The sequence below is a fragment of the Thermoflavimicrobium dichotomicum genome (assembly GCF_900114055.1).
In the GTDB taxonomy this organism is placed as follows: Bacteria; Bacillota; Bacilli; order Thermoactinomycetales; family Thermoactinomycetaceae; genus Thermoflavimicrobium; species Thermoflavimicrobium dichotomicum.
The window spans coordinates 77,687-90,402 of record NZ_FORR01000001.1; the positions used below are offsets into that span (position 1 = coordinate 77,687).

The following is a 12,716-nucleotide window of genomic DNA, read 5'->3' on the forward strand; positions in this document are numbered from 1 at the left end:
CTTATTCTTCAAATACAGCTGGTACGCGAAACATGCCATCTTTTTGATCAGGTGCATTTAGCAAGGCCTTTTCACGTGGAATAGATGGACGAGCTTCATCATCACGCAGCACATTGGCGATCGGCAATACATGACTGGTTGGCTCAATTTGTTCGGTATCCAACTCATTCAGCTTTTCAGCAAACTGAAGGATGTCATTAAGTTGTTGGGTAAATTGCTCAGCTTCTGTTTCTGTCAGTTTCAGTCGAGATAAAGCAGCTACATGGTACACTTGTTCTTTTGATATAGCCACTCTCGTTCACCTCCGCTTTCTTCATGCCAAAACTATATATCAACCATCGCTTTAATAGCTAGTGTATCCAGCGTGCTCTTAAGACAGTATAGCATAAATTTCACTTCTTTCCTTGTTCCTTCTTCAATCCAATAAAAAAAATCATTTTTCCCCACTTTAAGATGCAACTCAGGGAGTACGGGAAAACATTTACTGAGATTTTTCACCTATATTTTCCTTATTCTTCATTATCTGTTTTCTATTAAAAAAGTCATTTATTTTTCTATTTTTTTGTGTATAATAAATGGTAAAATATAAAGATTAATTATTCAATTAGCAAAGAAGGGGCTGATCAAATGAAGAAGCGATGGTTGTCTTATGTAATTTGGGGACTCATTTCTGCTCTTGGTGCTGTTGCTTTAGCTCTTATCGCATTGCAACGTGGTGAAACAGTCAATTCCTTTTGGTTATTAACCGCCGCTGTCTGTATTTACGCGATTGGCTATCGCTTCTATAGCCGTTTTATGGCTCGTAAAGTTTTTGAATTGGATGACAATAGAAAAACACCAGCCGAAGTTCATAATGATGGCAAGGATTATGTTCCAACCAATAAGTGGTTTCTGTTTGGTCACCACTTTGCAGCTATCGCCGGAGCTGGCCCTCTCGTTGGCCCCATTCTGGCTGCACAAATGGGCTATCTACCTGGTACTCTCTGGATCGTGATAGGGGTTGTTCTGGGTGGAGCAGTTCAAGATTTTATCATCTTGTTCGGCTCCATGCGTCGGAATGGTAAATCCCTTGGAGAAATCGCGAAAGAAGAAATAGGTCCTGTTGGTGGATTTATTGCTCTGATTGCTATTTTAGCCATTATGATCATTCTTCTTGCTGTGTTAGCCCTTGTTGTTGTCAACGCTCTGGCAGCAAGTCCTTGGGGTATGTTTACCTTGGCGATGACGATCCCAATTGCTTTGTTTATGGGTGTATACATGCGTTATATCCGGCCAGGTAAAGTTTTGGAAACTTCCATTATTGGATTTGTTCTTCTTTTCTTCTCTTTATGGGCCGGAAAATACGTAGCTGATCATCCCGGTCTCTCCAAGATTTTCACATTAGATGGTGAAACGATCGCATGGCTTATGATCATCTACGGTTTTGTTGCTTCGGTGATCCCTGTCTGGCTTTTACTCGCACCGCGCGATTATTTGAGTACATTTCTCAAAATTGGAACAATTTTTGCCCTTGCTCTTGGTATATTGCTGGTATTACCAGAACTGCAAATGCCAGCTCTCACTAAATTTATTGATGGAACAGGCCCAGTCTTTGCCGGAAACTTATTCCCGTTTGTCTTTATCACCATTGCCTGTGGTTCGATTTCAGGCTTTCACGCACTGGTTTCATCAGGAACCACTCCAAAGATGATCGCCCGTGAGTCACATGCTCGTTTGATCGGTTATGGTGGTATGATTACCGAATCATTTGTAGCCATTATGGCCATGATTGCTGCCTGTGTACTCACACCAGGCGTCTATTTTGCCATGAATAGCCCGGCCGCTGTAATCGGAACCGATGTAGCCACTGCAGCGCAAAAAATCACTCAAATGGGCTTTACGGTTACACCACAAGACTTGCAACAATTGGCAAAAGATATTGAAGAAAACAGCATTCTCTCGCGTACAGGCGGTGCACCCACTTTAGCTGTGGGAATGGCAACCATCTTCTCGAACATCATCGGTGGTAAGGCGTTTATGGCTTTCTGGTATCACTTTGCCATTCTATTTGAAGCGGTCTTTATCTTAACTACCATTGACGCGGGAACTCGTGTCGGCCGTTTTGTTCTTCAAGAACTATTGGGACATATTTCACCGAAACTCGGAAAAACAGATTGGTATCCAGCCAACGTACTGGCAAGTGCAATCATCGTCGCTGGATGGGGTTATTTCCTCTATCAAGGTGTCATTGATCCACTGGGTGGAATCAATACCTTGTGGCCGTTGTTTGGGATCGCAAACCAAATGCTGGCTGTTGTAGCTCTGGTCGTTGGAACCACCATTCTCATCAAAATGGGTAAAAAAGCCTATGCATGGGTAACATTGGTTCCTCTTGCCTGGCTCACCACTGTTACAATGACAGCAGGATGGCAAAAGCTGTTCCATGCGAGCCCTAAAATTGGGTTCCTTGCCGCAGCGGATAAATATAAAGCCGTAGCGCAAGCTGGAAAGGTACTCGCTCCAGCAAAAAGTCTCGATGACATGTATCGTATTGTCTTAAACAACCAAATTGATGCGGTACTAACCGCCATCTTTATGATTCTGGTCTTGATCATTATTATTGATGCCGCTCGTGTTTGGTATAAAGTGGTCATTAAACATGAAAAATTACCACTGAAAGAGTCCAAGTATATTCCAAACGAGCCAAGTACAGTGGGAGGTTGATCAAATGGATCAAGCCAATCAAGCTTGTCCACGTTGGAAAAAACCTTTCCGGCTCATCGCTGAGTATCTGAATACCATGGCAGGAGTTCCCAGCTATGAAAGATATTTGGAACATTTTCGCAAGCACCATCCTGGAGAAACCCCTATGAGCGAAGCAGAATTTCACCGTAAGGCTACAGACGAAAAATATGGTGGTGGAACGATCCGTCGTTGCTGTTAAGCAAAACATCCCTGGTGAATAGAAAACATGATTCACCAGGGATGTTTTTTACTTCCCATTTCGCTCAAAAACAAAAAAACTGCCAACCACCGTGAGTCAGCAGTTTACACAGCTACATTCAAGCTTTAGGCGTTTCTTCTTTTTTCGCTTGTTTTTTATCTTCATCATCTAGCATACCACTAGTAGCTTGTTTGAACTCACGAATACTTTTTCCCACTGCTCTGCCCAACTCAGGTAACTTTTTTGGACCGAACAAGATCAACGCAACAACAAAAATTAAAACCCACTCAAGTCCTCCGATACTCATACGTTTGCCCGTTTATTCGAACATAGACAGATGGAAGATCTTCTTGCTTCGTCCCATTCTCCCTCGCCGAAGCTCCACCTATGTCTATGCCAACCACTAACAGGGCTCCACCTCCTTTGCTTAAAAGGCGAGCTACTCGTCTGGGACTCTGCACCTCTATTATACTACTTTTTACACGGAGGTATTTAGAAAATCAATAACGATTATACACCGGTTTTGATTTTTTTTTCTTATACCAGCTGTAAAGAAAATATAAAACCAGCAATATACCTGCACCGATTGCAATCTTGGTAGTATAAGGACCAGCGACTTCTTCGATTTGATCCCAGTGATTTCCTAATTTATAGCCAAGATATATAAATCCGATTGACCAAGGAATAACGGCAAGTGTGGTTAAAGTGGTAAAACGAACCCAGCTCATCTTTGCAATACCTGCTGGAATTGAAATCGCATGACGTACCACCGGAATAAAACGGGCTCCGAAAATGACACCCATTCCGTAGCGATTAAACCAACTTTCAGCCACATCCAGATGTTTTTTGTTTATGAGAATATATTTTCCATACTTTTCCAACACCGGACGCCCTCCATAGTATCCCAACCAATAGAGGAAGAGCTGGGCCAATACTCCACCGATCGTTCCAGCAATGACTGCACCGATAAAACTGATCTTTCCACTGCTTACAAGAAATCCTCCATACGCTAACACAATTTCACTTGGAATGACTTCCACCATCAATCCAAGCATAATTCCGAGATATCCCAAATCAGCAAGCCATTCAAGAAACGACATGATAAACTCTTTCATACGTCCCCAACCTTTTCGACTATTTTTCTGTCAACTTGATGATAACGAATCCCCCTTGATGCGTCTACCTTTTTGAAAACCTGTCACATAAATATGCGAATCTGAGATAAAAAAACACGCCCATGAACACATGGACGTGAAATCCCTTTTTGGTTCAGTTTTTTTTTGCCTGTATGGATTGAGCGGGAATGAAACCTCTGACAACTAGTCAAAAACCCAACCCGTATAGAAACATTTATTAACCTGCCAATCTTCTTTCCAAATAACGGCTAATCAATGATAGTGTATAGTTAATGACAAAGTAAATCATGGCGACCAAGATTAACAGAGGAATCGTTGCATTATATTTAGAGTTATAAATAATCTGGGCAGCATGGGTTAACTCCGGCAACGAAATCGCTACAGCCAGCGATGTATCTTTTAAAAGAGAAACGAACTGGCTAACCATTGGTGGTATCATTTTCTTCAAAGCCTGGGGCATAATGATATACCAAAGTGTTTGTATATAAGTAAACCCTTGGGAACGAGCCGCTTCAATCTGTCCTTTGTCCACCGAATTCAGACCACTGCGTACAATTTCTGCTACCAATGCTGAAGTAAAGACAGTCATGCTAATAATAACAGATAGAGTAATCGGAATCTGAATTCCCCAATCTTTAAAAGCAAAATAACCAAAGAAAATAATGAGGAGTAGCGGCAAATTACGAATGATTTCAATATAAAGGGTAGCAATATGTGACACAACGGGAATTCGCGTATAACGAAGAACACCCAAAATAATGCCAAATACAAAACTAAGTGCAATGGCTGAAAAAGCAACAGATAGTGTGACTTGCAAGCCACTGAGTAAAGCAGACCAATGCGTCGGGTCAAATACACTGGAAAAATCCACAGATTCCCCCCCCTTTATCCCTTTTTGGCCCATCGTTTTTCCAAATAATTAACACCGATACTGAGCGGGATCGTAATCACCAAATACAAGAGGGCTACCAAAACATAGACAGAGGTCACATCATAGTTCGCAATGGCAACATCTGCGGCATACAGCAAGTCCGTACCTGCAATAATCGCCAATACCGATGAGTTTTTTACCAAATTGATAAACTGGTTACCAAGCGGTGGAATAATCAATTTGAAAGCTTGCGGTAAAATCACATGCCACATGGCCTGAACATATGAGAGCCCCGAAGAACGAGCGGCTTCCATCTGACCTTTGGGAACCGCCTGAATACCTGCACGAATCGCTTCCGCCATAAACGAGCCGGTATAAATGGCTAAACCGAGAGAACCTACAAAGAATTTGGATAGATTAATATGAATGGAGGCTAAACCAAAATAGAAAAAGAATACTTGAATCACGAGTGGAGTATTACGGAAAAACTCAACATAAGCTGTACCAATCGCTCTCAAAATAGCTAAAGGAGAAATGCGAAATATAGCGATAATGGTACCGATGATCAAACTTAATACCAAAGCTACCAGACTTACACTCAAAGTAGTCAAGAATCCATCAATAAAGTCTTCTTTATGAACCTCAAGAAAACTAAAATCCATCAAATCACTCCTTCCCTAGGCTGAATGGAAAAAATGGGCTTTATTAAAAAGCCCATAGCTTGTTGACAAAGTTTCTGTGATATGCCGGTTTTCCTTCTCCGTTTCACTCTTCAAGCAAAAGTCGTTCAACTGGAAAAAGAAAACCGGGTTTGTCAACAGCCTCAATAGGCTATATTAAAAAGCCCATCTTTACTTCGGATGTTTTTGAACAGCATCTTTCGGCAAGTTTGCTGGTGGTTCTTTCTTGAACCATTTTTTATAAAGCTCTCTATATTTTCCATTCTTTTGAACTTCATCCAGGAATTCGTTCACGAATTTTTTCAGCTGTTCATTTCCTTTCTTGATTCCTAAACCATATGGCTCTTCTGTAAACTTTTCAGGTAATACGACATAATTGTTATCGCTTTCAGCCATACCCAGAAGAATACTATCATCCGTGGTTACTGCATCGACTTTTTTACTTTTTAAAGCAGTAAACGCATCTGCATAATTGTCATATTCTTCAATAATGACACCAGGGACATACTTTTCCAAGTTCTTTCCACTTGTTGCTCCCTTTGCTGTAGAAACCTTTTTCCCTTTTGCATCTTTTACTGTTTTAATTGAACTGTTTTTCGGTACTAACAGAGATTGTCCAGCCATATAATAAACATGAGAGAAATCCACTTGTTTTTTCCGCTCTTCCGTAATGGTCATTGTCGCAGCAATTAAATCGATATCGCCACTTGTTAACATTTTGATTCGTGTTTTTGAAGTTACTTCTTTAAACTCTACTTTGTTGGGATCACCAAACAATTTTTTTGCCAATTCGCGCATCAAATCCACTTCAAAACCTTTTACCTGGTTATCCGCTGGATCTTTGTAACCAAACAACCGTGTATCATATTTCACACCTACTATTAACTTTCCGCGTTTTTTGATCGCATCCAAATCTCCACCCGCTGCTTGATCTTTACCAGAAGAACAAGCTGCCATAACCAGCACAAGCAATAGCGAACAGGCGAGCGCAAACCATTTCTTCATTACTTTCATAAACATCCCCCTTTATACTATCAATCAATGATGTAGAATTCGGCTCAAAAAGAGCTTTGTTCGTTCCTCTTTTGGATTATTAAAGAACTCTTCTGGGGTTCCTACTTCCAAAATCCTTCCTTCATCCATAAAAATAATGCGATCAGCCACTTCGCGCGCAAATCCCATCTCATGTGTCACACAGACCATGGTCATTCCTTCTTTGGCCAAGGTCCGCATAACATCCAACACTTCTCCAATCATTTCCGGGTCCAAAGCAGAAGTAGGTTCATCAAACAACATGATTTTGGGCTTCATGGCGAGTCCTCTGGCAATAGCAACCCGCTGCTGTTGTCCCCCAGATAATTGAGAAGGATAAGCGTTGGCTTTCTCAGGAATCCCTACCTTGGTCAGTAATTCCATCGCCCCTTTTCTAGCCTCTTCAGGATTCATTTTTCTTACTTTGATCGGCGCCAAAGTAATATTCTCCAAAACAGTTTTATGAGGGTATAGATAAAAGTGTTGAAAAACCATTCCGATTTCTTGCCGCAAAAGATTAATATTTGTATTTTTGTCATGAACCTTGAAACCATCTACAATCAGTTCACCTGAGGAGATATCCTCCAAACGGTTGATACAACGGAGTAAGGTACTTTTTCCTGAACCACTGGGGCCCAGGATAACCACAACTTCTCCAGATTGGATGGTTAAATTGATATCTTTTAATACATGAAAATCACCATAATACTTATTGACATTGGTAAACTGGATAATGGTCATCCCCTCCTTTTTGTTATTTTTTTGAATCTTGTAAAAATATAAGCTTTTAGTTATAGATTAGTACGAATATAGACTCTATTATAATATAAAATTTATACATAAAAATGTCAACAATTATACTAAATTAATTGTTATTTATTGTGTTTCTTTATTATATAATTTCGTTTTCAATTTTTATTTTGTCCTTCCTATTTACAGAAAAACGAATACCTTGTACTCCAGCATCGTATGATCTTATGAAATTTCTTGTTGAATCTTACGGTTTGGTCCGCTCTAACAAAAAGTTATTGGCTCCGTTTTATATATGATCGCTGGTGCCTATTGTCACATGATCATAAAAAACCTAACACCCTCATCGAGTGTTAGGTTTGCCTCCTAAATCTTTACAGCTGCTCAGAAACGAGTTTTTGTTGCATGAAGAGCAAGAGATAGTCTCTTCCACCCGCTTTGGAGCAAGTACCAGACATGTTGTATCCACCAAATGGATGAACACCAACCAGAGCTCCTGTACATTTCCGGTTGAAATACAAATTACCAACATGGAATACTTCGCGTGCTTTTTCCAATTTTGCACGATCGCGGGCAATTACTGATCCAGTTAATCCGTATTCGGTATTATTGGCAATTTCCAGGGCATGATCAAAGTCATTGGCTTTAATGAAAGCAACAACAGGTCCAAAGATTTCTTCCTGAGCAATCCGAGCTTGTGGATCCACATCCGCGAAAATGGTTGGTTGAATGAAATAACCATTTCCTTCTGCTTTCCCTCCACCGATCATGAGACGGCCTTCTTTTTTACCAATCTCAATATATTCCAAGATCTTGTTATAAGCCTTGTCATCAATAACTGGACCTAAATCAATACCCAGTTCCTTTGCTTCTCCTACTTTTAGCTGTTTTGTTCTTTCGACGACACGGCTTAGGAGCTCATCATAAATATCTTTATGAGCGATGACGCGAGAGCAAGCCGAACATTTTTGACCAGAGAATCCAAATGCGGATTTGACAATGGCATCCACAGCCAGATCCAGGTCTGCATCGCTGTCAACTACGATGGAATCTTTTCCTCCCATTTCTGCCACTACACGTTTAATCCATTTTTGACCTGGAACCGTTTTCGCAGCAAGTTCGTTGATCCGCAGCCCTACTGCACGTGAACCGGTGAAGGAAACAAAACGGGTTAAAGGATGAGTAACCAAATATTCCCCTACTTCTGTTCCAGGACCTGGCACGTAGTTAACGACACCATCTGGCAAACCTGCTTCTTTGAGGATTTCCATAAACTTATAAGCAATCACATTGGTTGGGGTTGCTGGTTTCAATACAACCGTATTACCAGCCACAATTGCCGAGGTGGTCATTCCTACAGTAATCGCAAGCGGAAAGTTCCACGGTGGGATAATGGCTCCAACACCAAGAGGTATGTACGTTAATTCGTTATCTTCACCGGGGATCGATGTAAGCGGTTGCGGTTTGCCCAAACGAATCATTTCACGGCCATAAAACTCCATAAAATCGATAGCCTCTGCAGTGTCAGCATCAGCCTCTGGCCAGCTTTTTCCTGCTTCGAGCACCATCCAGGCAGAAAACTCATGTTTTTTACGGCGCAAAATCGCAGCTGCTTTAAAGAGAATGCGCGCACGTGCCTCTGGTGAATATTTTTTCCAAGTTTCAAACGTTTTTACAGCTACTTGCATTGCTTTCTCGGTTAACTCTTTATCTGCTTCATTAACAATTCCAATCACTTCATCCAGATTGGAAGGATTAATGGATTTGACTTTACGATCCGTCTTGATATGTTCGCCACCAATAATGATATCGTATTCTTTTCCTAATTCGGAACGAACTTTGTTCAAAGCTGCTTGAAACGCCTGACGATTCTCTTCTTTAGAAAAATCTGTGAAAGGCTCATTTTTAAATTCAATCATTAATCTATAACCTCCCAATAATGGTTTCCTAAACCATTTTAACGTACAACCTTTTTTACTTCAAATCAATTTACCTAAATATAGTTTATTCCTTTTTCGTTTGTATAATAAACTCTTTTTTTACGAAGTTAAGAATAGAGATCAATATCTGCATGCCAAAATCTTTATCTTTCGTAGTGTCGATTCCCTTTCTCGATCTATCATGGGTTGAAACGATTTATTTAAGAAAAAAATCCTTTTTCCATGCAAATTTTGGATCATCAATACTGCTGATATTACGAAGTCATTACAAATCCATTCCAGAAAGAGGGAAAAACTTATGTCTTTTTATCGTAGCCTTGTTTTAACGCTAGCCCAAAATCGCCTTGTTACCTCCTTTGCTACGAAATATGGGATGAAACTGGGTGCATCCCGTTTTGTAGCAGGAGAAACTTTGGATAAAGCGATCCAAGTCGTCCAACAATTAAATGCGGAAGGTCTCGTTGTCACATTGGATCACTTGGGCGAAAGCGTTGCTCACAAAAACGAAGCCATCGAAGCTACCAATACGGCCATTCAAATCTTTGAGGCCATTGATCAATCCGGGGTTCAGTCAAATGTATCTGTTAAGCTTACCCAGCTCGGTTTAGATATTGACCCCTCTTTTTGCCTTGAAAATATGGATCGAATCGCTGCAAAAGCCAAAGAAAAAAACAATTTTGTTCGAATCGATATGGAAGACACCCCTCGGCTTGAAGCAACGATGGATATTTTTCACAAACTCCTGGATCGCTATGGAAAAGAACACATCGGCCTGGTCATCCAATCTTATTTATACCGTTCCGAACAAGATGTAACGGAACTCGGAAAGAAAAAAGTCAACCTCCGAATTGTAAAAGGAGCTTATAAGGAACCGGCCACGGTCGCCTTTCCAAACAAAAAAGATGTAGATATGAACTACATCCGGCTCGTCCAACAACACTTGCAAAATGGCTGTTATACTGCGATTGCTACACATGATGAACAGATCATCCATACATTAAAAGCCTGGTTAAAAGCCAACCAAATCCCACATCATCTGTTTGAATTTCAAATGCTATATGGCGTACGAAACGGACTGCAGCGACAATTAGTCAAGGAAGGATACAAAGTGCGTGTGTACACTCCATTCGGAAAAGATTGGTATCCATACTTTAGCCGTCGTATTGCCGAAAGTCCAGCCAATACCATGTTTGTGCTAAAAAATCTGTTTAAAAGCTAGTGTCCTTCAGCCGTATTACCACCCCAGTCTAATGGCTTGTTTTTAAGGAATCCCGTTTTTTTATGGCTATACTTTAGTCACCAACCGATCAGGACAAACTCTACTCTGACACCAATGAACATCAAGACCTGTTATACAAATCCTAAGAGATGTCTGTTGACAATCCCGGTTTTCCTTTTCCGACTAAACGACTTTTGCTTGATTTGATGGAGCGGGAATGAAACGGAAAAGGGAAACCGGCATAAAAAGCTAATAATGTTTCATTATTTTTATTATCAATGGAAAAGTGATATGATTAAACGTCTTTTTCTGTTTCTTTCTGTACCATTTCCGTTCCCCAGTAGTACTATTTGTTATATAATAAAATGTGATTTTGTTTAGGGAGGGTGTAAGACATGCCTGACCCACTTCGGCTGGAAATCCTCTCCTTATTGGAAGAGAATGCCCGTTTGACTCCAGAACAGATCGCTCATATGTTAGACTTATCGAAAGATAAAGTTGAAAAGATCATTCAAGAATTGCATGATGAAGGCATTATTTTAAAGTATGGAGCTGTAATCCATTGGCGTAAAGCGGGTAAACGCAGGGTGAATGCTTTAATCGATGTGAAAGTAACACCCCAGCATGGGTATGGTTTTGATGCAGTCGCCAGACGCATTTATCTGTTTCCGGAAGTGCAAAGTGTTTATTTAATGTCGGGAGCATATGATTTGTCTGTTGCTTTGGAAGTGGATACCATGGAGGAAGTGGGTCGCTTCGTAGAAAAACTAGCTTCCTTTGACTTTGTTGTCAGCACGACAACACACTTTGTACTCAAAAAATACAAAGAAGACGGAATCATCCTGGATGAACCAGACAAAGATCAACGGTTGGTGATAAGTCCATGAATCTCGAAGAAAAAATTTCTCCAGTAGTGCGTAACTTGGCTCCTTCTGGTATTCGCCGTTTTTTTGACCTCATCCATTCACGGCCTGATGCGATTTCTCTAGGGGTAGGCGAACCAGACTTTACCACTCCATGGCATATTCGTGAAGCTTGTGTCGACGCATTGGAACGTGGCCTGACTTCTTACACTTCCAATCAAGGCATGCCTGAATTACTTGAAGCGATTAGCCAGTATTTATATGAACGTTTTTCTCTGTCTTATCATGCGGGATCAGAAATTTTAGTCACTTTTGGTGCGAGTGAAGCGATCGATATTGCTTTGCGTACGTTGATCACCCCCGGAGATGAGGTACTTGTTCCTGAACCATGCTATGTTTCCTACACTTCATGTGTACAACTGGCTGGTGGAACTCCTGTCTCCATTCCCACTTACGCACAGCATGGCTTTAAGTTGCGGGCAGAAGATCTGGAAAAAGCGATTACTCCTCGCAGCAAAGTGCTGATTCTCTGCTATCCCAACAATCCAACCGGAGCTGTCATGCGTAAGGAAGATTGGGAACCGATTGCAGAGATCATTAAAAAACATGAATTATTGGTCATTTCTGATGAAATTTACGCGGAATTGACTTACCGTGGTAAACATTTCTCGTTGGCTTCTTTGCCTGAAATGAAAAATCACGTGATCTTGATAAGTGGATTTTCCAAAGCATTTGCCATGACTGGCTGGCGGCTCGGCTACGTCGCAGCTCCACCTGTCTTACTGCAGGCCATGTTAAAAATTCATCAATATACGGCTCTATGCGCTCCGATCACCAGTCAAATTGCAGCTCTGGAAGCCTTAAAAAATGGCTTGCCGGAGTGCGAAGCCATGGTTTCGCAGTATGATCGTCGGAGACGTTTTGTAGTGAAAGCCTTTCAAGAAATTGGACTTACTTGCCATGAGCCTCAAGGTGCTTTTTATGTTTTCCCATCCATTCAATCGTTGGGAATCGATGCACATACTTTCGCAGAACAACTCATTCAAGAAGAAGGCGTAGCAGTAGTGCCCGGAGATGTGTTTGGCCCCAGTGGAGTGGGACACATCCGCTGTTCTTATGCGACTTCCCTAGATCGCTTGGATGAAGCTCTTCGACGCATTGAACGATTTGTCAAAAGAAAACGGGAACAACTCCCTCTCTCATCCATCTGTTAATAGCCAAAGCCAGTTACCCATTCAGGGTAACTGGCTTTTTCATGTTCACTCTTGTTGATGCTGCAAAATATTTTTTATAAACCCAAAC

Annotated in this window: 13 protein-coding genes; 5 read left to right on the top strand and 8 right to left on the bottom strand. The window is 41.1% G+C overall.

Going from position 1 to position 12,716, the window contains the following annotated elements; translation table 11 throughout:
• Position 1: 1 nt before the first annotated feature.
• Entirely contained in the window at positions 2 to 292 is a 291-nt protein-coding gene (gene gatC, locus BMZ78_RS00350) for an Asp-tRNA(Asn)/Glu-tRNA(Gln) amidotransferase subunit GatC (RefSeq protein WP_093227002.1), read from the bottom strand.
• 335 nt (positions 293 to 627) lie between these two features.
• On the opposite strand from gatC, the gene BMZ78_RS00355 reads away from it, so the two are divergent.
• On the top strand, positions 628 to 2,703 hold the full coding sequence (locus BMZ78_RS00355) for a carbon starvation CstA family protein (RefSeq protein ID WP_093227004.1): 2,076 nt from the start codon (positions 628 to 630) through the stop codon (positions 2,701 to 2,703).
• Positions 2,704 to 2,707: 4 nt separating this feature from the next.
• Positions 2,708 to 2,923, top strand: a complete 216-nt coding sequence (locus BMZ78_RS00360; protein WP_093227005.1) for a YbdD/YjiX family protein — start codon at positions 2,708 to 2,710, stop codon at positions 2,921 to 2,923.
• A 118-nt stretch (positions 2,924 to 3,041) separates the two neighbouring features.
• Here BMZ78_RS00360 and BMZ78_RS00365 read toward each other — a convergent pair whose 3' ends face one another.
• From BMZ78_RS00365 to pruA, 7 genes are all read right to left on the bottom strand, one after another.
• Complete coding sequence (locus tag BMZ78_RS00365) at positions 3,042 to 3,230, bottom strand: twin-arginine translocase TatA/TatE family subunit (RefSeq protein WP_093227007.1); 189 nt, start codon at positions 3,228 to 3,230, stop codon at positions 3,042 to 3,044.
• A 193-nt stretch (positions 3,231 to 3,423) separates the two neighbouring features.
• Complete coding sequence (gene uptA, locus BMZ78_RS00370; protein ID WP_093227008.1) at positions 3,424 to 4,038, bottom strand: undecaprenyl phosphate transporter UptA; 615 nt, start codon at positions 4,036 to 4,038, stop codon at positions 3,424 to 3,426.
• A gap of 238 nt (positions 4,039 to 4,276) precedes the next feature.
• A complete protein-coding gene (locus BMZ78_RS00375) occupies positions 4,277 to 4,930 on the bottom strand; it encodes an amino acid ABC transporter permease (protein WP_093227009.1) in 654 nt (217 codons plus the stop codon).
• A 14-nt stretch (positions 4,931 to 4,944) separates the two neighbouring features.
• Positions 4,945 to 5,595, bottom strand: a complete 651-nt coding sequence (locus tag BMZ78_RS00380) for an amino acid ABC transporter permease (RefSeq protein ID WP_093227011.1) — start codon at positions 5,593 to 5,595, stop codon at positions 4,945 to 4,947.
• Positions 5,596 to 5,781: 186 nt separating this feature from the next.
• Positions 5,782 to 6,630 (bottom strand): glutamate ABC transporter substrate-binding protein, encoded by an 849-nt coding sequence (locus tag BMZ78_RS00385; RefSeq protein ID WP_425263895.1) that lies wholly within the window; start codon positions 6,628 to 6,630, stop codon positions 5,782 to 5,784.
• Positions 6,631 to 6,648: 18 nt separating this feature from the next.
• Positions 6,649 to 7,377, bottom strand: a complete 729-nt coding sequence (locus BMZ78_RS00390) for an amino acid ABC transporter ATP-binding protein (RefSeq protein ID WP_093227657.1) — start codon at positions 7,375 to 7,377, stop codon at positions 6,649 to 6,651.
• Between the two features lie 389 nt (positions 7,378 to 7,766).
• Positions 7,767 to 9,311, bottom strand: coding sequence for an L-glutamate gamma-semialdehyde dehydrogenase (gene pruA, locus BMZ78_RS00395; protein ID WP_093227014.1), 1,545 nt, complete (start codon positions 9,309 to 9,311; stop codon positions 7,767 to 7,769).
• Between the two features lie 319 nt (positions 9,312 to 9,630).
• Here pruA and BMZ78_RS00400 point away from each other — a divergent pair, with 319 nt between their 5' ends.
• The 3 genes from BMZ78_RS00400 (at position 9,631) to BMZ78_RS00410 (ending at position 12,628) form a co-directional block, all read left to right on the top strand.
• Positions 9,631 to 10,551 carry a proline dehydrogenase family protein gene (locus tag BMZ78_RS00400; RefSeq protein WP_093227016.1) on the top strand — a complete coding sequence of 307 codons (921 nt, stop codon included), beginning with the start codon at positions 9,631 to 9,633 and terminating at the stop codon, positions 10,549 to 10,551.
• Between the two features lie 395 nt (positions 10,552 to 10,946).
• Positions 10,947 to 11,438, top strand: coding sequence for an Lrp/AsnC family transcriptional regulator (locus tag BMZ78_RS00405; RefSeq protein ID WP_093227018.1), 492 nt, complete (start codon positions 10,947 to 10,949; stop codon positions 11,436 to 11,438).
• Positions 11,435 to 12,628, top strand: coding sequence for an aminotransferase class I/II-fold pyridoxal phosphate-dependent enzyme (locus BMZ78_RS00410; RefSeq protein WP_093227020.1), 1,194 nt, complete (start codon positions 11,435 to 11,437; stop codon positions 12,626 to 12,628). Before BMZ78_RS00405 ends, BMZ78_RS00410 begins: the two co-directional genes overlap by 4 nt.
• Positions 12,629 to 12,716 lie beyond the last annotated feature (88 nt).

Bases quoted from the DNA above. Each gene is read 5' to 3' on its own strand.
- BMZ78_RS00355 (WP_093227004.1), top strand. From the start codon at position 628: ATGAAGAAGCGATGGTTGTCTTATGTAATTTGGGGACTCATTTCTGCT.
- BMZ78_RS00360 (WP_093227005.1), top strand. From the start codon at position 2,708: ATGGATCAAGCCAATCAAGCTTGTCCACGTTGGAAAAAACCTTTCCGG.
- BMZ78_RS00365 (WP_093227007.1), bottom strand. From the start codon at position 3,230: ATGAGTATCGGAGGACTTGAGTGGGTTTTAATTTTTGTTGTTGCGTTG.
- uptA (WP_093227008.1), bottom strand. From the start codon at position 4,038: ATGAAAGAGTTTATCATGTCGTTTCTTGAATGGCTTGCTGATTTGGGA.
- BMZ78_RS00385 (WP_425263895.1), bottom strand. From the start codon at position 6,630: ATGTTTATGAAAGTAATGAAGAAATGGTTTGCGCTCGCCTGTTCGCTA.
- pruA (WP_093227014.1), bottom strand. From the start codon at position 9,311: ATGATTGAATTTAAAAATGAGCCTTTCACAGATTTTTCTAAAGAAGAG.
- BMZ78_RS00400 (WP_093227016.1), top strand. From the start codon at position 9,631: ATGTCTTTTTATCGTAGCCTTGTTTTAACGCTAGCCCAAAATCGCCTT.
- BMZ78_RS00405 (WP_093227018.1), top strand. From the start codon at position 10,947: ATGCCTGACCCACTTCGGCTGGAAATCCTCTCCTTATTGGAAGAGAAT.
- BMZ78_RS00410 (WP_093227020.1), top strand. From the start codon at position 11,435: ATGAATCTCGAAGAAAAAATTTCTCCAGTAGTGCGTAACTTGGCTCCT.